We start from the raw sequence: 19,005 nt of genomic DNA, 5'->3' as shown, positions 1-19,005 counted from the left end.
TGTGCGGAGCTACGGCGTGGGGCCGAGCTTCTTCCAGGGGCGGCTGCCGTCGGCCTCGGCCTTGCCCGGTTCTGTGGTGGTGTACCACTGGGCGTACCAGTAGAAGCCGTCGTGCTTGACGTAGGCGCCGGTGGCACGCTTGGGGTCGCCGGTCAGGATGTGGGTCTCGTGGTCGTTGTCGCCGTTGGCGGCTTCGGCCTCCTGTCCGGTGGCGGCGCGCAGTTTGAACAGCTTGCCGTGCTTCGGACCACCGGGCGAACCCTCGGTGCCGTCGTCGTTGACGGGGACGAAGCGCCAGCGCTGCTGTTCGCCGTCGCCGCAGTCCCGGGTGGCGAGGTCCTTGCCGGGGTCGGTGGCGGTGAGGCACCTGTCACCGTTGCCGATGGTGTACCAGCCGTCGCCGACGTCCTTGACCTGCCAGAACTGGTTGGGGTTGGTCGTGGAGGGGGAGACGAGATGGACCCGTGACTGGTCGGGGAAGTGGTCCATGTTCATCTGCTGGTACTCGAACTGCCAGCCCTTGTCGCCCTTGTCGAACGCGCCCCACAGACGGCCGGCCGCCGGGGTGTACGTCTTGCCGGGCTTCCAGTCGACGGCGGGGCAGCCACCGGCCGCCGGGGCCGGGGGCTCCACGGTGTCGGTGCCGCGGCGCTGGTCACCGGTGACGCCGTACTCCTTGTCGCCGATCTTGACCGTGGTGTTCGCGGGCCCTGTGATCGGCAGGTAGTACTTGACGTCGATGTCCAGGGATTTGCCCGGCGGGATGTCCTGGCAGTAGTCGAGCTCGATGGTCACGCGGTGGAAGTCGGCCTTCAGGCCGCCCTGGTTGGGCCCGGTGCGGCCGGGCTTGATGATGGGCATCTCCTTGTAGTCGCCGTCCTTGATGACCGGTGGGGCGGAGGTGGGGATGTCGAAGGAGATCTCGGTGCCCTGGCCGAGGCTCTGCCCGCTGTTGTTGGTGATGCGCAGCTTGGGCTGGAGGGGGTAGAAGTCGTCCTTCCCGGTGGGGAAGTCGACGAGTTCGACGTCGGCGTCGATGACCTGCCGGGGCAGGGTGCGCCCCTGGCCCGCCTTGGTCGACCCGTAGGGGCCCGCGGCGCGCATCGCCTTGTCCAGGCGCGTCGTCAGGTCGTAGCCCATGCCGTACTCGCCGCCGGGGCGCTCGGCGTAGTCGCCCGCCAGCTCCCACAGCATGACGCCACCGATGCCGTTGTCCTTCACGTACTCGGCCTTGGCGTCGATGGACCGCTCGTTCTCGGTGGACAGGAACACCTTCTTGTCGGCGTTCCACAGCCACGGGGCTTCCAGCTCGGAGCTGTACTTCTCGGCGTAGTCGCCGCGCAGTTTGTTCCGCTGCTGCGTGGTGTCGAGTCCGTAGGACTTCAAGTAGCCCGGCGCGGTGCCGCGTTGGAGGTTCTTCGCGTGCCACAGCGGGTTGGAGCCCGCGGCGACCTCCTTGCCGTCCTCGATGTCGTGCCAGATGTTGTCGATGCCCTCGGCGCCCATGCCGCAGTCCGAGTGGCCGCCACGGCCACCGGTGCCAAGCGGGCAGTCACCCTGCTGCGGCAGCGACGAGGTGCCCCACAGGCCGTCCTGGCCGCCCTGTACGTCGCGCCAGCCGCGCGTGTAGTAGGGCAGGCCGAGGTTGATGCGGCCGGCGGGCAGCGCGCCCCGGTAGTAGTGGTAGGCCCAGTCGGTGTTGAAGTAGCCGTGCTTCTGGAAGTCCTTGGTGTCCGCCTTCTGGTCGTCGTAGACGCCGGCGTCAGCCAGTTCGTTGTCCTTGCCGTCGTCGTACAGCGGCGCCTGCGGGCCGACGTACTTGTTCCAGGAGCCGTGCAGGTCGTACGACATGACGTTGACGAAGTCCTGGTACTGGAAGGCCTTCCCGGCGTCGAGGCCGCGCACCAGGTAGCCCGACGAGGAGCCCGCCGAGGTCAGCTGGAAGTACCGGCCCTTGTCGGCCCCGGCCCGGTCCAGCTTCTCCCGCAGCGTCTTCATCAGGGCGTTGTAGCCCTTGGTCAGGCCCTTGCGGCGCGGGTCGGCGACGTCCCAGTCCTTCGGGTTGCCGGTCTTGGGCAGCGCGGTGGGGTACTCGTAGTCGATGTCCACCCCGTCGAACCCGTACCGCTGGAGGAAGTCGACGACGGAGTCCGCGAAGGTGTCGATGCCCCCCTGGTTGACCGACCCGTCCGCGTGCGTGGCCATCGAGTAGAACTCACGGGTCTCCGCCCAGCCGCCGACCGAGATCAGCGTCTTCACCGACGGATGCCGCTTCTTGTACTTGTTCAGCAGGTTGAAGTGCCCCTTGTACGGCAGCGAGTCGTCCATCTCGGCGCGCGGATTGCCCGGCCAGGTCATCCCGGTCGCCGGGTTCTTGGGGTCCGAGGTGTCCCCGACCGAGATCTTGTCGTCCTTGATGTGCGCGAACGCGTAGTTGATGTGCGTGACCTTGGTCCACGGGATGTTGCCGACCAGGTACTTCGGGTCGCCCTTCGCGCCCGTGCGCCAGCCGGTGAAGTAGCCGACCACGCGCCGGGACCGGCCGTTGCCGAGCCATTCGCGGCCCTGCTCGTCGTAGACGTCGCAGTACGGCGTGTTCACCCCGGCGGTCTTCGCCATCCCGTCGGGACGGCAGTCGCCGGAGGCGGCGGGCTTGTCGTCACGCACGGGTTCGGCGTCGTCGTAGGGGTCTCCGGCGTCGCCGTCCTTGCCCTGGTCGTCGTCGCGCGACGCGTCGGGCAGCGTCCACTTCTGGGCTTCGCTGCCGTTGCAGTTCCAGATCTGGGTCTGCCGCCCGTTCTCCGCGACGCTGGAGGGCACGTCCAGACACTTGTCGGAGCCGGGGTTGCGCAGCTCTTTGTTCTCGCCGGGCCGCCACTGCTGGGCGCTGCTGCCGTTGCAGTTCCACAGCTGCGTCAGCGTCCCGTTCGCCGTCCCGGAGGACGCGACGTCCAGGCACTTGTCCAGCGCGCGTACGGTCCCGTCGCCGGGCAGCGTCCACTTCTGGGCCTCGCTGTTGTTGCAGTCCCAGATCTGCACGGGCGTGCCGTTCTCGTTCGACCCGGACTTCACGTCCAGGCACTTGCCGCTGAGCCCGACGATCTCGCCGCTGCGCTCCTTCGGCTTGTCCGGGGTGAGGCCGGTGGCCTTCCACCGCTGCCCGGCGTCGCCGGACGCGCAGTCCTTGACGCCCAGCGTCTCGTCCGCGCCACCGGCGGTCAGACACCGGCCGCCGTTGCGCAGCCGCGTCCACCCGTCGCCCGCGTCCTCGGCCTGCCACAGCTGGGCTCTGTCCCCGTCGTCGTCCTTGGCCAGGCGCGCCTCGTGCTTGTCGGTGTCATGGGCGAGTACGGGGGCGCCGTCCAGGGCGCTGATGAGCTGCCACCCCTTCGGCGTGGACCGCGCCCACCACTTCTGGGCGGGGTCGTCCTTGGGCGCGAGCGCCTTCACGCGGGTGCCCGGCTCGGTGTTGCCGTTGTCGACGTCGGCGACGAGGTCGTCCTTGGCGGACTTGAGGGGGCCGGTGCGGTCGATGGGCTGGGGGCGGGGGGTGATGGTGACGTCCGCGTTATCGATGTACCACAAGTGGTTCGTCCTGGTGTCGCCCACGCACGGCTCCAGGAAGCCCCAGTCGTCAGAGAAGCTCTCGGCGGACAAGCACCACTTCTCGTCATCCGTGGTGATGCGATACAGATTGCCCCTGTGCGTCCCCTTGATCTTCCAGACGCGGGGTGTGTCGGTGACGGACGCCCACTGCCGCGACTTTCCGCCGTCTCCCTGGAGGTACCGTCCCGTCTGGTTCCTGATGGTCGTCTCCAGCTCCCCGTCCTCCTTCAGGTCACCGGTGATGTACCACCGTCCTGTGCTGGCGTTGTCCGGGCCTGTGGACACCCACTCGGAGCGGGGTCCGTGGCGCTGCAGCACCCTGTCGCGATTGGTGCCGTTGTCCGACCCGAGGTTGCGAGTCCAGGAGGAGATGCGCACGCTGCGCGGAGAGCGCGGGCCCTCGCCGGAGAAGATCGAGCCCTTCAGGGACGGCCACATCTCCGTGACGGGCATCGGCCCCTTCTCGACCTTGCTCTTCGACAGGTCCTCGTCGAGGTACAGGCGCAGGGCCTGGGCGCCGTTGATCAGGTAGACGTCGGAGCCGTTCGGCTCCGGGTCGTACACGGTCCGCTGCATGGCGGTGCCGATGCCGCTCTCGAAGCCGGTGCCCTTGAGGACGGGCAGGCCCTCGGAGATGGCCCGGGGTTCCATCACCCACTTGTCGCCGGTGCCGTCGATGTCCAGCTTGAAGATGGCCATCTGGCCGCCCCTGAACAGCATGATCCGGTCGTCGCCGATCTCCACGGCGGCGTCCACGCCGGTGGCGAAGGGCGTCCCCTCGAAGAGCTTGAAGCCGGTGGTGATGGACATCGGCCCCTTGGCGAGGGAGTCGTCGGTGCCGTTCATCGGGATCTCGACGCGCACGTACTGGTCGCCGCGGAAGAGGATCAGCTGGCGCTTGCCGTACTTCTCCGCTTCGAAGGCCGCGTCGAAGCCGCTGGCGAACGGGGTGCCGTTCAGGCTGGACCACCCCGCGGCGATGTCCTTCACCTCGCCGAGCGGATTGTCCGTGCCCTCTTCGAAGCGGGCGTACTGGTGGCCGCGGAAGAGGTACTGGTTAGGGGAGCCGCTGTCGGCGGTGCGGACGGCGGCCTCGATCGCCGGGTCGCCGGACACGCCGACGTCACCGGGCTCGCTGCCTTTCTCGCCCCGGCAGGTGTACGTCCACGGCTTTGTGTCGCCGCCCGTCGCCGCCGCGAACTTGGTCAGACAGGCGCTCAGGGCCTTCTGGCCGTAGGCGTTGGGGTGGATCGCCTCCTGCGTCTCGCCCGGCGTGGTGAAGCCGGAGACGAAGCGCACCCACTCCGCGTCCTCAGCCGGAAGGGGCTTGGCGAGGGTGTGGTCGGACGACGCCTGGCGCGTCGACTTGGCGCACAGCTCGTGCCCCGCGAGGGCGTCGCGCAGATCGAGGAAGGACACCCCCGACTCCTCGGCGGCGCCGCGCAGCATGGTGCTGATGTTGGTGATGGCGTATTCGCGGGTCCAGTCCGCGTCGGCGTCGTAGAAGGGACACCCGCCCTTGTTGTACCGGTCGTTGTTCTCTTCGCCGTACTTCATGTCGGCGGACGCGGGCAGCGGGGACGGGTAGGACTGGAGCACCAGGCGGTAGCTGCCCGGCGACTGTCCTGCCTTGGACATGGTGGCGCGGATGGCGTCGATCGACTTGACGACGTTCTTGCGTACGCGCTCCAGGTCACGTCGGATCTGCTCGCCCGCCTTCTTGGCGCAAGGGCCCAGGTTCAACTCGAAGCCGACCGCGCAGCCTTTGACGATGCCGGAGAACCCGAGGTCGTTGCCGCCGATGGAGAGCGCGATGGTGTCGACGTCATACCGCCCCGCGATGCCGGCGAGCTGCTGGACCTGGGGCTTCTCACCGTTCTGCTCCGTGTCGATGACGTGCTTGGTCTCCGCGCCGGAACAGGCGATGTTGAAGCGTCGCTCCTTGGGGATGCCGGAGATCTCCGCGCCCTTGATCTCGGCGACGTCGGAGCGGTGGCAGTCGTCCTTGCCGTCCGTGCCCTTCTCGTAGACCTCGCGCCCTTCGGCGGCACGGTCGGTGCCCCAGGAGCCCTTGTCCCGGGTGTTGGCGTTGCCCTGCCAGCGGCCGCCTTCACCGGAGATGTAGCTGTCGCCCATGGAGACGGCGGCCGATGGCTTCTTGCAGGCCTTGGCCAGTGTGGTGGTGGAGCGGGGCACGACATTTCCAGCGGTGCAGAACGTCTCGAACGACACCGCGTGGTGATCGGAGTAGACGTCGTCCAGGCGTACGCCGCCGTAGTCGGCCGGTGGCGCGGTGCTGCTGATCGCGTAGTCCAGGTTCTTTCCGTGGGCGAGCGTGGGGAGTGGCGCCTCGTGTGTGGCCGCTTCGGAGTCCACGACATGCGCCCCGCCGAGTTCAGCAGCAGTCCACGCAGTCGCTTTCTTGTTGAAGTCACCGAGCACCGTCCAGCTGTCATTGCCCGCGTCAGCCTTGGCTGCGCGGATGCGGTTGACGGTGTCGCCCTGGTCCCTTCTCGTGTGGTCGTTGTTTGCCCCGTGCACGGTGTAGAACCATGTGTCACCGCCCAGTTTGATGCCGAGCATGGGCTTGGGGCTGTCGTACTGGTTCCCGTCATCGGCACGGCCGATGACGTGGACGTTGTCGTTGTCGTTGTCGTCGAACGGCACGTCCTCACGGACTACGAGACCGAGGTTCCTGGTGGCGTTGCCGCTGCCGATGGTGAGGTAGAACAGGTCGTAGTCGTCAGCCACTTCGAACGGTGCCTCGCACTTGGTCACCTCCCAATCTATCGGGGGCTCGGTGTCGTCGAGCTCCTCGCTCTCGACCTGCCGCGTCACGGCGTTCGCACGGCAAGGCGCGTAGCTGCCGATCTCCTGAAGGGCCACGACGTCCGGCTCTTCGGCGAGCAGGATGTCGGTTTCCAGGTTTCCCTTGCCCTTTACCTTCGGGTCCTTGCCGACGGGCGAGCTCTCGTCCCAACGGTTTCCGTTCAGCATGTTGAACGTGACCGCCTTGTAGGAATGCATGGCGGCGACGGCGGGTGGTGCCTGGGTGACCGTGAGGGCCCCCAGCAGCGTCGTCAGCAGGGCCAGCGCCACGGCCCCCGCCAAGCCCTGCCGGGCTGGGGCCCCGCGTGGGCGATATGGGTGTCTCATGGTGCCGGAATGTAATCAAGGCTGGTCAACACCCGATCAACAGTCCAGCTCCGCCCAGACCGTCTTGCGGGGGTCGGGGCCGAACTCCGTGCCCCAGCGGTCCGCGATCGCCGCCACGATCAGCAGGCCCCGGCCCGACTCCGCGTCCGGGTCGGCGGGCCCGGGCCCTGGAGCGCGTGGCAGGCGTTCGGCGCAGGTGTCGCTCACCTCCACGCGCAGCACCCCGCTGGCCGCGAGGCGCAGGGTGAGCCGGAAGTTCCGCCCCGGCACGTGCCCGTGCCGCACCGCGTTGCTCGCCAGCTCGGCCACGACGTGTTCCGCGCGCTCGAAGGGGCGCTCCCAGGAGGTGAGTTGCCGCACCGCGGCGTGGCGGGCGAGCTGCGCGCCGCGCGGGCTGGACGGCATCAACGCGCTGAACTGCCGTACGGGGGCCAGGGCTTGTGTGGTCTCTGTGTTCATGCGCCACAGCGTGACGCAAGCCACTTAGCCTGCACCGTGGTGCGCTGTGCACGTACGGTGACTGTCCCGTCGCTGTCCGGCCCTGTCCCGGCTGTCCAGGGTGTCGTACGGGTACGGCTGCGCGTTGGAGCGGGGCGGTACTTCGGAGGTATGCGTGATGAGTGCGGACGGCGAGAGTGTGGACGAGGCGGGCTGGGACGTCGAGCCCGAGGACGAGATCGCGTCGGTGGTGGAGGCCCTCGGTCACCAGCAGAAGCGGTGGCGCGAGGGCGCGGGCCTCAGCGCGGCGGAGCTGGGCGAGGCGATCGGCTACGGCGAGGACCAGGTGCGCAAGGTGGAGCGCGGGGCGAGGATCCCGCGCCCCGAGTACCTCGACGCGGCGGACCGGGTCCTGGGGGCCAACGGTTTCATCTCTGCGATGAAGGAGGAGATGGCCAAGGCGAGGTACCCGAAGAAGGTTCGGGAGCTGGCGAAGCTGGAGGGCCGGGCCGTAGAGATCGCCGCGTACGGCAATCACAACCTGCACGGACTGTTGCAGACCGGTGAGTACGCGCGGGCTCTGTTCGGCACTCGTCAGCCCGCCTACTCGCCCGACCAAGTGGAACGAGGATTGGCCGCGCGCATGGCGCGTCAGGCGATCTTTGAGCGGTCGCCTGTCCCTGACATGACCTTCGTACAGGAGGAGGTGACGCTCCGGCGGCCCATCGGGGGCAGAATGATTCTGCGTGCTCAGCTCGAACGCCTGCTGGAACTCGCGCAGTTGCCCAACGTCACCATCCAGGTGATGCCGACCGACTGCGAGGAACACGCCGGGATCGAAGGCGGGCGAATCCAGCTGCTGAAATTCGGAGACGGAACGGCAGTGGGGCGCTCCGAGGGGGAGTTCCACGGCCGCCCGGTCTCCGACCCGAAGCAGCTCCGGATCCTTGAGCTGCGGTATGGCATGATCCGGGCCCAGGCTCTCACGCCGCGGGAGTCGCTGGCCTTCATCGAGCGAGTGCGGGGAGAGACATGACTCAGAAGCCCCCTGCCGGGCGCGGTCCCGAACTCACCTGGTTCAAAAGCAGCTACAGCGACAGCAGCAACATCAACGACTGCGTCGAGGTCGCCCTGGAGTGGGTCAAGAGCAGCTACAGCAGCAGTAACAATGGTGAGGACTGCGTTGAGGCCGCGATAGGCGTTGGAGCCATCCACATTCGGGACTCCAAGAACAGACAGGGCGCCCAACTGGCGTTCGCCTCGCGCGCGTGGCGCGACTTCGTAGCGGGGTACGCGATCGGGTAGCGCCCCGAAGGGGCGCGGGGAACTGCGCGACCAGCCGCGACGGACCCGCAGGCGAACAACGGCCCGTCGCGGCAAGGCCAGCGCAGCGCTCGGCTCAGGCGGCCACGTCGTAGGTGTAGTACCTCGTGTGGTCCAGCATGTCCGCAGGAGTCACGTTGCCCCACGGGCGCATGGTCTCGCGGAGGTCGACGACGTCGCGCGTACCGGCTGCGGGCAGGTAGGGCGAGTTGGGGTGGCGGGCCTGCCACTGGGTCCACAGCCGGTCCACATAGGCGTGGTGGAGCCAGAAGACGGGGTCGTTGGGGGAGGCCCCGGTGGCCATGTGGCCGCCGACCCAGACGTGGACGCGGTTGTGGAGGTTCACGCCGCGCCAGCCTTCGAGGTGGTTGCGGAAGCCGTCGGAGGCGCTGTTCCACGGCGGGGCGTCGTAGACGGGCATGGCGAGGACGGAGTCGACCTCGGCCTTGGTGGGGAGCTGGACGCCACCCCCGCCCAGGCTGCGCCGCAGGAAGTCGCGGCCGTCGACGCGGACGTTGATGCGCCAGCCGCTGCCGGAGAAGGCGAACGCGCCGTCGGTGACCTGGCCGTCGCGGGGGCGCCCGGTGCCGCCGAGGAAGTCGGGGGCCCAGAGGGAGGCGGCGGGGGTGCGGTCGGCGGTCCAGTCCCAGTAGGGGAGGGCGACGGAGGCGTCGACGGACTGGAGGGCCTGCTCGAACTGTATGAGGAAGCGGCGGTGCCAGGGCAGGAAGGAGGGGGAGCGGTGGCCGACGCGGTCGCTGTCGTCGCGGTCGCTCATGATGAAGTCGTTGTGGGTGGAGACGAAGGAGTCGTAGCGGCCGTCGCGCTTCAGCGCGAGAAGCGCGTTGACGAAGCGGCGCTTCTCGTCGGCGGTGAGCTGGGCCTGGTTCTTGCGTACGGTCATGGCGGCGGGGCTCCGGATCAGCGGGTGGCGGCGGCGAGCGGGACCAGGGCGGCGCCCTGGAGGTCGTCGACGGCGGCGCGGGCGAGGGCGCGGGGCGTGGCCTGCGGGTCGTAGTGGTTGATGACGCTGATCCAGGTGCCGTCGGCGTTGCGCATGATGTGGAGCTCGTCGCCGTCGATGCGCACGGAGTAGCCGTCGCCGTGGTCGCCGTGGTGGCCGCCGTGGCCTCCGGCGGGCCCGCCCTGGATGCGGCGGCCGAGGTAGACCTCGTCGAAGGAGGCGGGTTCGGCGGGGCGGGTGCCGCGCGGGGCGGCGGAGACGTGAGCGGCGCCGAGGCCGACGACGGTGGCCCCGGCGACGGCGCTCGCGGCGCCGATGGCCTGGCGGCGGGTGATTCCGGACATGCGTGGTACCCCCAAGTGTGCGTGGTGGAGAGGAAGTTCCGGTGGTCGGGCCGGAGTTCCTGAGGCCATGCGTACAGGGAGGGAGACGGGAGGCCTAATCGGCACGAGGAGTTGCCCGCCATTACGGACACCTATGTGCAAATGGTGCATTCTTTAACGAAGTCGATCCTGCGGCGTGTTCGCCTGCGCGGCGCGCGGGCCACAGATCCTGCGGTGAAAGTGGCGATATTGTGGAAGATCTTCACGGGTGTGCCACGGCTCGTGCGCGGCGTCACAAGGGAAACGTGACTGAAAAGCCACGCCGTGTGAGTAGCCGTTGAGTACGCGTACTCAAGGCCGTTCCATGGCCGTTGGCGACACTGGGGCCCATGACGACACCGCCCTCGCAGGCCCCGGTTCCGCCTCCGCCTCCCTATGCGCCGCAGCCGCAGCCGCAGCCGCAGCCGTCTCCGCCGGGGCGGTCGCGGCGGCGGGGGATCGTCGCGGTCGTGGTCGTGGCCCTGTTGGGCGCCGGGCTCGGGGCCTGGTGGTGGAGCAAGGACGGCGGGGGCGACGACCCCCTGGCGGGGCGGCCCTGGGCGACGGACCTGAAGGCCGGGGTGTCGTACCGGCTTCCCGAGGGCTGGAAGCGGGACGAGGGGGATCTGGTCAGCGCCTTCACGAGCTCGATCCGGACGGAGGCCGAGGGGGAGAGTGACGAGAGCAGCCGGTTCGGCATGGTGCTCACCGGGCGCGGTGGCGCCGTCGCCGAGTCGGACCTGAAGGCGCAGACGGAGCGCGCCGCCCGGTCCAACGCGGAGTTCTTCAACCCGGACGGTTCGGCGGAGCAGACCGAGTCCGAGCCGACCACGGTCGGCGGGCACCCCGCCCACACCGTGGTCCTCGTGATGAAGGGCGGCGAGGACGGCGAGACCCGGCTGCGTCTGACGGTGATCAGCGCGGACGCCGCCCGGTCGGTGTTCCTGATGGGCGTGGCGAAGCCGGGCGAGGGGGACGAGCAGGAGACGGCGGACGCGGTCCTGGAGAGCGCGAAGGTGCTGTGAGCCCGGCCCGCTGACCTCCGGCGGAGCCGCCGGGCCCCGTCCCGGAGACGGAGAGAGCAGCTGGGCGTCCGCCGTGGAAGGGGCCCGGGGCGTACGACCAAGGGACCAGGTCGGGCCCGTCTCCAGACAGGCGCCGGGTGTCGGTGGCCGCTCCTACGCTGACCGGCATGACCACCCACGACTCCCGCGACTCCAGCGACTCCCGCGACACCGATGTCGCCACCGCACCGGCCGCCCCGCAGGCGGCACCGCGCGAGGTGCCCGAGGGTGGTGTGCTCGCGGCACCGTATCGGGCGCTGAGCATCGGGATCGTGTCCGTCGTGCTGCTCATCGCCTTCGAGGCCACCGCCGTCGGCACGGCGATGCCGGTGGCGGCCCGGGAGCTCGACGGGGTGTCGCTGTACGCGTTCGGATTCTCCGCGTACTTCACGACCAGCCTGTTCGGGATGGTGCTCTCCGGGCAGTGGGGAGACCGGCGCGGCCCCCTGGGCCCGCTGACCGCAGGCATGTCCGCCTTCGTGGCGGGCCTGCTCCTCTCCGGCACGGCGGGCGCGATGTGGCAGTTCATCCTGGGCCGGGCCGTGCAGGGCTTCGGCGGCGGCCTCGTCATCGTGTCCCTGTACGTGGTGGTGAGCCGGGTGTACCCGGAGCACCTCCGCCCGGCGATCATGGCGGCGTTCGCGGCCGCCTGGGTGGTGCCGTCCGTGGTCGGCCCCCTGGTGTCGGGCACGGTGACGGAGCACCTGGGCTGGCGGTGGGTGTTCATCGGCGTGCCGGCCCTGGTCGCCGCGCCGCTCGCGCTCGCCCTGCCCGCGATACGGCGCGAGGCCTCGGGCCCCCTCGACCCCGACGCCCCGGCCGAGCCCCTGGACCGCCGCCGGGTCCGGCTCGCCCTCGGCATCTCGCTCGGCGCGGGCCTGCTCCAGTACGCCGGACAGGACCTGCGCTGGCTGTCCCTGCTCCCGGCGGCGCTCGGCGCGGCAGTCCTGGTCCCGTCCGTGCTCGGCCTGCTTCCGCGCGGCACCTACCGCGCCGCGCGCGGCCTCCCCTCCGTGGTGCTGCTGAGGGGCGTGGCCGCCGGGTCCTTCGTCGCCGCCGAGTCCTTCGTACCGCTGATGCTGGTCAGCGAGCGCGGTCTGTCGCCGACGCTCGCGGGCCTCTCGCTCGCGGCGGGCGGCGCGACCTGGGCCCTCGGCTCGTACGTGCAGTCGCGGCCGCGCATGGAGCCCCACCGGGAGAAGCTGGTGGCCGCCGGGATGGTCCTGGTCGCCGCCGCCATCGCCACCGCGCCCAGCGTGCTCGTCGACGCCGTCCCGGTGTGGGTCGTCGCGGTCGCCTGGGGCGTCGGCTGCCTCGGCATGGGCATGGTCATCGCCTCGACCAGCGTCCTGCTGCTCCGGCTCTCGCCCCCGCAGGACGCGGGCTCGAACTCCGCGTCGCTCCAGATATCCGACGGCCTGTCCAACGCCCTGCTGCTCGCCGTGGGCGGCGCCGCCTTCGCCGCGCTGGGCGGCGGCACGATCGGCGGCCACGGCGCGGACGCCGGAGCCGCGGGCTCGCACCCGGGCGCCTTCACCGCCGTGTTCCTGCCGATGGCGGCCGTGGCGCTCGCCGGGGCGTGGCTGGGCACACGCCTGCGGGGACCTGCGGAGAAGGCCTGAATCATCCCCGGCGGGCCGGTGTGAACCATGTCGCACCCCGGGGCGGACCCGAGCGTCAGCCCCGGAGTGCGGTCATCCCACCGGTAGGGTGGCCCGGTTGTCGTACGTACCCCAGCGTCAAAAACGGAGACCGTGACTACCACCGCCGCCTCCAACCACCACCTGTCGCCCGCCTTCCCCGGACGCGCTCCCTGGGGCACCGCCAGCAAGCTGCGCGCCTGGCAGCAGGGGGCGATGGAGAAGTACATCCAGGAGCAGCCGCGCGACTTCCTCGCGGTCGCGACGCCCGGCGCCGGCAAGACCACGTTCGCGCTGACGCTCGCGTCCTGGCTCCTGCACCACCACGTGGTGCAGCAGGTCACCGTGGTCGCCCCCACCGAGCACCTGAAGAAGCAGTGGGCCGAGGCCGCGGCCCGGATAGGCATCAAGCTGGACCCGGAGTACAGCGCGGGCCCGCTGAGCAGGGAGTACCACGGCGTCGCCGTGACGTACGCGGGCGTCGGCGTGCGGCCCATGCTGCACCGCAACCGCGTGGAGCAGCGCAAGACCCTCGTCATCCTCGACGAGATCCACCACGCCGGTGACTCCAAGTCCTGGGGCGAGGCCTGCCTGGAGGCCTTCGAGCCCGCGACCCGCCGCCTGGCGCTCACCGGCACGCCGTTCCGCTCCGACACCAACCCCATCCCCTTCGTGGCGTACGAGGAGGGGAACGACGGCATCCGCCGCTCCTCCGCCGACTACACGTACGGCTACGGCAGCGCCCTCGGCGACGGCGTCGTGCGGCCCGTCATCTTCCTCTCCTACAGCGGCAACATGCGCTGGCGCACCAAGGCCGGTGACGAGATCGCCGCCCGGCTCGGCGAGCCGATGACCAAGGACGCGGTCTCGCAGGCCTGGCGCACCGCGCTCGACCCGCGCGGCGACTGGATGCCGAACGTCCTCAAGGCCGCCGACCGGCGCCTGAGCGAAGTGCGCAAGGCCATTCCGGACGCGGGCGCCCTGGTGATCGCCTCCGACCAGGACTCGGCGCGCGCGTATGCCAAGCTCATCCGGGAGATCACCGGGACCAAGGCCACGCTCGTGCTCTCCGACGACACCGGGGCCTCGCAGCGCATCGACGACTTCAGCGGCAGCGACGACCGCTGGATGGTCGCCGTCCGCATGGTGTCCGAGGGCGTCGACGTGCCCCGGCTCGCGGTCGGCGTGTACGCGACGACGATCTCGACCCCGCTGTTCTTCGCCCAGGCCGTGGGCCGCTTCGTGCGCTCCCGGCGGCGCGGCGAGACCGCCTCCGTCTTCCTGCCCACGGTCCCCGACCTGCTCGGCTTCGCCAACGAGATGGAGGTCGAGCGCGACCACGTCCTCGACAAGCCGAAGAAGGAGGGCGAGGAGGACCCGTACGCCGAGTCCGAGCAGGAGATGGACGAGGCGAACAAGCAGCAGGACGAGGACACCGGCGAGCAGGAGCAGTTCTCCTTCGAGGCCCTGGAGTCCGAGGCCGTCTTCGACCGGGTGCTCTACGACGGCGCCGAGTTCGGCATGCAGGCCCACCCCGGCAGCGAGGAGGAGCAGGACTACCTCGGCATCCCGGGCCTCCTGGAGCCCGACCAGGTGCAGCTGCTGCTCCAGAAGCGGCAGGCCCGGCAGATCGCGCACAGCAAGAAGAAGCCCGCCGACGAGGCCGACCTCCTGGAGCTGCCCGCGGAGCGGCGGCCCGTGGTCTCCCACAAGGAGCTGCTCGAACTCCGCAAGCAGCTGAACACGATGGTCGGCGCGTACGTCCATCAGAGCGGGAAGCCGCATGGTGTGATCCACACCGAGCTGCGGCGGGTGTGCGGTGGTCCGCCCAGTGCGGAGGCTACGGCTGGGCAGCTTCGGCAGCGCATCGCCAAGGTGCAGGAGTGGGCTACGCGGATGAGCTAGCCGTGCGTTTCCCCGTCCTTGTCTGCGGGCCGTCTGTGGCTGGTCGCGCAGTTCCCCGCGCCCCCAAAAGGCCGCTCCCGTGAGGCCCGGTCGTTACCGGAAGGTCTGGAAACGTGCGCAGTGCGTGCAGGCATTGTGCGTTCCGCGTACACATACCGGGGTGCATAGCGGGGCGATAAGGACCGTCTTTCCGTCCCCTTGACCGGATTCTGGACGGAGTCTTCCGCTGAGCGGGACGCCCTCGCTACTGTCCCCGCTACACAACGCCCCGTGGCAGCGCCGCCCCGGAGCGCAGCCGGTGCCCGCCGCAGAGGGGGCCGTCGACCCTCACGACTAAGGAGTGGGCGTCGTGACCGCGGAGACATCTCAGACGCTCGACCGAGGACTGCGCGTCCTCAAGCTGCTCGCCGACACCGATCACGGCCTGACCGTCACCGAGCTGTCCAACAAGCTCGGGGTGAACCGGACGGTCGTCTACCGGCTTCTCGCCACCCTCGAACAACACGCCCTCGTACGACGGGACTTGGGCGGCCGGGCCCGGGTGGGCCTCGGCGTCCTGCGCCTCGGCCGCCAGGTGCACCCGCTGGTGCGCGAGGCCGCCCTTCCCGCGCTCCGCTCCCTCGCGGAGGACATAGGGGCGACGGCCCACCTGACCCTCGTCGACGGCACGGAGGCGCTCGCCGTCGCCGTGGTCGAGCCGACGTGGACCGACTACCACGTGGCCTATCGGACCGGCTTCCGCCATCCCCTGGACCGGGGCGCCGCGGGCAAGGCCATCCTCGCCGCGCGGCAGGGCCACATCACCGACCCCGGGTACGCGCTCACCCACGGGGAACTGGAGGCCGGCGCCAGCGGCGCGGCGGCGCCCCTCGTCGGCGTCACCGGGCTCGAGGGCAGCGTGGGCGTGGTCATGCTGGCCGACTCCGTGCCCGAGCGGGTGGGCCCGCGGGTGGTGGACGCGGCCCGCGAGGTCGCCGAGGCCCTGCGCTGAGCGGCTTGTGGGGCTTGATCCCGCGCTCGCGTAGATTGGGCACGTGCTGTCTCGTCTCGCTCAGCTGAGCCGCCCCAAGGTCCTCGCCCTCGCCGCGACGCCCGTCGTCGCTCTGCTCGCGGTCGCCGCGTTCGCCCCGCTCCCCTTCGCCGTGGCGCAGCCCGGTGGCACCGCCGATGTGCTGGGGGAGTACGAGGGCAAGCCGGTGCTCACGATCACCGGGGCGACCACGCGGAAGACCGAGGGGCAGCTGCGGATGACGACGATCGTGGCGACGGGGCCGCAGATGACCGTGCGCCTCGGCGACGTGGTCGACGGCTGGTTCCGTACGGACCGGGCCGTGATGCCCAAGGACTCGGTCTATCCGGAGGGCGACAACGAGAAGGAAGTCGAGCAGCACAACCTCGGCGACATGCGGGAGTCGCAGGACGACGCGACGAAGGCCGCACTCCGCTTTCTCCGGGCGGACGGCGTGGACGGCACCGGCAAGGTCAAGGTCAATGCCGACCTGGGGAAGATCGGCGGGCCGAGCGCAGGGCTCTTCCTGGCGCTCGGCATCATCGACAAGCTGGACGGGAACGGCAGCGGCGGCGATCTGACCGGCGGCCGCACGATCGCCGGGACCGGCACGATCAAGGCGAACGGCAAGGTCGGCGCCGTCGGCGGCGTCTCCCTGAAGACGCAGGCCGCGGCCCGTGACGGCGCCACCGTCTTCCTCGTGCCGAAGGCCGAGTGCTCGGACGCCGAGGCGGAGAAGCCGAAGGGGCTTCAGCTGGTGCCGGTCACCACGCTGTCCGGTACGGTCGACGCGCTGCGGGCCCTGCAGAAGGGCGAGAAGGTCCCGAGCTGCTGACCAGGCGCAGGCCCAACTCGACCATGGTCCAGCCCAGTTGGGTGCGGAACGCCGCGCGCGGCGGTCTGCGCGGGGCTGTCGCACGCCGCAGCTCGGCGGCGCGGACCTCGTGCAGGAACAGATGGACGTCGGGGTGCATGGTGGTGCGCTCCTCTCAGTCGGTCGAGTCGTCGGCCGAGTCGTCGGTCGCGGGCTTCGTCGGGAACGCGTGCAGATGGATGCGGACCCGGGCCGCGTCCGGGGTGCCGTCCTCGGGCGCCAGGTCCCGGTAGCTCTCGATCAGGTCGTGGAGCTTGCGGCCGAGCTCCGCGTTGAGCGCCGGGGTGAGCCGCAGCGTGAAGTCGCTCATGTCCGAGGACTCGACCCACTCCTTGGACCAGTCGCCCTCCGTGCCGAGCCAGGTGGACAGCTCCTGCGCGTGATACGTCGCCCACTCGTGCAGATAGGCGTTGAGCGCACCCCGGACCTCCGGGGTCGAGTCGGTGCGCAGGTCGTCGTCCAGGTATGTGCCCTGGTGGACGGCGCGCCACCAGCGCTCCCTGCCCTTGCCGCGCTCCGGGTCGTCCTCCGCGAAGCCGTACTCCGCGAGCTGACGCAGGTGGTAGCTCGTCGCGCCGCTCGACTCGCCCAGACGGGCGGCGAGTTGGGACGCGGTGGCCGGGCCGTCGAGCCGCAGGGAGGCGAGCAGTCGTATGCGCAGCGGATGCGCGAGCCCCCGCAGCGAACGGGCGTCGAGATGGTGGATCTTCCGGGGCTTCGGGTCCTGCGTCATGGCCACAGCGTACGCATGCAAAGAAAGCGTTGCAACGCTTTCTTTGCAACGGAGTCTTTGTAAGTCAGGTCACTCCTTCACGAACCCCTGCTCCACCAGCCAGTCCTTCGCCACCTCGTGCGGGTCCTCGCCGTCCACGTCGACCTTGGAGTTCAGGTCCTGCGCCACCTTGTTGTCGAGCTTCTTGGTGATGGGCGCGAGGACCTCCGCGATCTCCGGGTACTTCTTGAGGGTCTTGCTGTTGATCTCGGGAGCCGCGTTGTAGTTGGGGAAGAAGCGGCGGTCGTCCGCCATCGTCGTCAGGTGCATCGCCTTGATGCGGCCGTCCGTCGTGAAGACCTCGCCGTAGGTGCAGCTGCCCTTCTCCGCCTGGGTGTAGATGATCCCGGTGTCCATCTGCGTGATGTTCCCGGCCGGGAGCTTCATGCCGTACGCCTTCTGCATGCCGGGCAGGCCGTCCGCGCGGTTGGCGAACTCGCCCTCCACGCACACCGTGACGGCCTTGGGGTCCTTCTTGGAGAGCGCGGCGACGTCCGAGAGCGTCTTCGTGCCGTACTTCTTGGCGTTGGACTCGTTCATCGCAAGGGCGTAGGTGTTGTTGAGCGCGGCGGGCGGCAGCCAGGTCAGGCCGTTCTTCGCGTCCGCCTCGCGGACCACCTCCCACTGCTGGTGCGGGTCGGTGACGGGCTTGGAGTTGCCGAGGTACGTGATCCACGCGGTGCCCGTGTACTCGTACATGCCGTCCGCGTCCCCGCCCTTGACCGCCTCCCGGGCGCCGATCGAGCCCTGGATCCCCGTCCGGTCCAGGACGTCCGCGCCCGCCGCCTGGAAGGCGATGCCCATGATCGCGCCGAGGATGAGCTGTTCGGTGAACTCCTTCGACGTGACGGTGAGATCGGCGCCCTCCAGCGGCCTGCCCTGGCCGACGATGCCGGGCTTCACGTCGTCCACCATGGGCGAGCCGCTGGTCAGGCCGCAGCCGCCGGCGGCCAGGAGCACCCCGGCCACCGCGCCCCACGCCTTCGTACGCGACGTGAGCCTCATGAGCGCACCTCCAGGCCGCGGGGACTGAGGACCACCTCGGCGAGCGACGCCAGCCAGTCCACGAGCAGGGCGAGCACCACCGTCAGGATCGAGCCGAGCATCAGGACCGGCATGCGCTGGTTGGTGATGCCCGTGGTGATGAGGACGCCGAGGCCGCCCCCGCCGCCGAAGGTCGCGAGCGTCGCCGTGCCCACGTTCAGGACGAGCGCGGTGCGCACGCCCGCGAGGATCAGCGGGACGGCCAGCGGGAGTTCGACCTTGGCGAGCACGCCGAGCGGTGACATGCCGATCCCGCGCGCGGCCTCCAGGAGGGTGGGGTCGTTCGCCTTCAGGCCCGCGATCGTGTTGGAGAGCACCGGCAGGACGGCGTAGATGATGATGCCCGTCAGGGCCGCCTTCTCGCCGATGCCCATCCAGATCACCAGGAGGGCGAGCAGGCCGATCGCGGGGGTCGCCTGGCCCATGTTCGCCAGGGCCATCGCCACCGGGGCGCCCTTGCGGAACCGGCGCCGCGTCAGCAGGATCCCCAGCGGGATCGCGATGATCAGTACGAAGAAGGTGGAGATCGCCGTCAGCTCGACGTGCTGCCGCAGGGCCTTGCCCACCTGGCCGTTGGACAGCGCGTTCTTGGAGATGTCGTCCAGGTCGGCCTGCTCGAACCAGAGCCAGGTGGCGATGAGCACCGCCGCGAGCAGCGCGGGCAGGAACGTCAGCTTCTGCCACGTCACCCGGCGCGGCTCGCGCGCCACCGGGGTCGCGGGCGCCTCCTGCTCGGCCTCGCCGTCGTCGCGGAAGGCCAGGCCCTTGACCTCGTGTTCGCCGCGCGGCCGGGACGCCTCCTGGGGGGCGTGTTTGCGTTCGGGGACGCGCGGCTCGTTCCCGGGCAC

General features: G+C 70.1%; 14 protein-coding genes. 7 read left to right on the top strand and 7 right to left on the bottom strand.

Translation table 11 applies throughout. The features are described from left to right. Nucleotides 1-9: 9 nt before the first annotated feature. Together CP982_RS42520 and CP982_RS17390 are read right to left on the bottom strand one after the other, a co-directional pair. Complete coding sequence (locus tag CP982_RS42520; protein WP_189719315.1) at nt 10-6,705, bottom strand: glycosyl hydrolase family 18 protein; 6,696 nt, start codon at nt 6,703-6,705, stop codon at nt 10-12. 93 nt (nt 6,706-6,798) lie between these two features. Beyond that, nucleotides 6,799-7,221 carry an ATP-binding protein gene (locus tag CP982_RS17390; RefSeq protein ID WP_150511381.1) on the bottom strand — a complete coding sequence of 141 codons (423 nt, stop codon included), beginning with the start codon at nt 7,219-7,221 and terminating at the stop codon, nt 6,799-6,801. 157 nt (nt 7,222-7,378) lie between these two features. On the opposite strand from CP982_RS17390, the gene CP982_RS17385 reads away from it, so the two are divergent. Further along, nucleotides 7,379-8,236, top strand: a complete 858-nt coding sequence (locus CP982_RS17385) for a helix-turn-helix domain-containing protein (protein ID WP_150511380.1) — start codon at nt 7,379-7,381, stop codon at nt 8,234-8,236. Further along, entirely contained in the window at nt 8,233-8,505 is a 273-nt protein-coding gene (locus CP982_RS17380; protein ID WP_150511379.1) for a DUF397 domain-containing protein, read from the top strand. Before CP982_RS17385 ends, CP982_RS17380 begins: the two co-directional genes overlap by 4 nt. Nucleotides 8,506-8,599: 94 nt before the next feature. Here the strand turns inward: CP982_RS17380 and melC2 are convergent, their stop codons facing one another. Together melC2 and melC1 are read right to left on the bottom strand one after the other, a co-directional pair. Continuing rightward, nucleotides 8,600-9,427 (bottom strand): tyrosinase MelC2, encoded by an 828-nt coding sequence (gene melC2 / locus CP982_RS17375; protein WP_150511378.1) that lies wholly within the window; start codon nt 9,425-9,427, stop codon nt 8,600-8,602. A 17-nt stretch (nt 9,428-9,444) separates the two neighbouring features. Then, the gene (melC1, locus tag CP982_RS17370; RefSeq protein ID WP_150511377.1) at nt 9,445-9,831 is read right to left on the bottom strand and encodes an apotyrosinase chaperone MelC1; all 387 of its coding nucleotides are present in this window, start codon (nt 9,829-9,831) and stop codon (nt 9,445-9,447) included. 368 nt (nt 9,832-10,199) lie between these two features. Here melC1 and CP982_RS17365 point away from each other — a divergent pair, with 368 nt between their 5' ends. From CP982_RS17365 to CP982_RS17345, 5 genes are all read left to right on the top strand, one after another. Continuing rightward, entirely contained in the window at nt 10,200-10,874 is a 675-nt protein-coding gene (locus CP982_RS17365) for a hypothetical protein (RefSeq protein WP_150511376.1), read from the top strand. A 167-nt stretch (nt 10,875-11,041) separates the two neighbouring features. Then, nucleotides 11,042-12,535 (top strand): MFS transporter, encoded by a 1,494-nt coding sequence (locus CP982_RS17360; RefSeq protein ID WP_150511375.1) that lies wholly within the window; start codon nt 11,042-11,044, stop codon nt 12,533-12,535. Nucleotides 12,536-12,667: 132 nt separating this feature from the next. Beyond that, complete coding sequence (locus CP982_RS17355; RefSeq protein ID WP_150511374.1) at nt 12,668-14,458, top strand: DEAD/DEAH box helicase; 1,791 nt, start codon at nt 12,668-12,670, stop codon at nt 14,456-14,458. A 349-nt stretch (nt 14,459-14,807) separates the two neighbouring features. Next, nucleotides 14,808-15,449 carry an IclR family transcriptional regulator gene (locus CP982_RS17350; RefSeq protein WP_030680755.1) on the top strand — a complete coding sequence of 214 codons (642 nt, stop codon included), beginning with the start codon at nt 14,808-14,810 and terminating at the stop codon, nt 15,447-15,449. A gap of 43 nt (nt 15,450-15,492) precedes the next feature. Further along, nucleotides 15,493-16,302: a S16 family serine protease gene (locus tag CP982_RS17345; RefSeq protein WP_150511373.1), complete on the top strand. Its 810-nt coding sequence runs from the start codon at nt 15,493-15,495 to the stop codon at nt 16,300-16,302. 154 nt (nt 16,303-16,456) lie between these two features. Here the strand turns inward: CP982_RS17345 and CP982_RS17335 are convergent, their stop codons facing one another. The 3 genes from CP982_RS17335 to CP982_RS17325 form a co-directional block, all read right to left on the bottom strand. Further along, on the bottom strand, nt 16,457-17,074 hold the full coding sequence (locus tag CP982_RS17335) for an ArsR/SmtB family transcription factor (protein ID WP_150511371.1): 618 nt from the start codon (nt 17,072-17,074) through the stop codon (nt 16,457-16,459). Nucleotides 17,075-17,143: 69 nt separating this feature from the next. After that, on the bottom strand, nt 17,144-18,118 hold the full coding sequence (locus CP982_RS17330) for a glycine betaine ABC transporter substrate-binding protein (RefSeq protein ID WP_150511370.1): 975 nt from the start codon (nt 18,116-18,118) through the stop codon (nt 17,144-17,146). Beyond that, nucleotides 18,115-19,005: an ABC transporter permease gene (locus CP982_RS17325; protein ID WP_150515540.1), complete on the bottom strand. Its 891-nt coding sequence runs from the start codon at nt 19,003-19,005 to the stop codon at nt 18,115-18,117. Before CP982_RS17325 ends, CP982_RS17330 begins: the two co-directional genes overlap by 4 nt.

This window comes from Streptomyces spectabilis (assembly GCF_008704795.1).
Classification (GTDB): domain Bacteria; phylum Actinomycetota; class Actinomycetes; order Streptomycetales; family Streptomycetaceae; genus Streptomyces; species Streptomyces spectabilis.
This window is presented reverse-complemented; position numbering and strand designations above follow the sequence as displayed.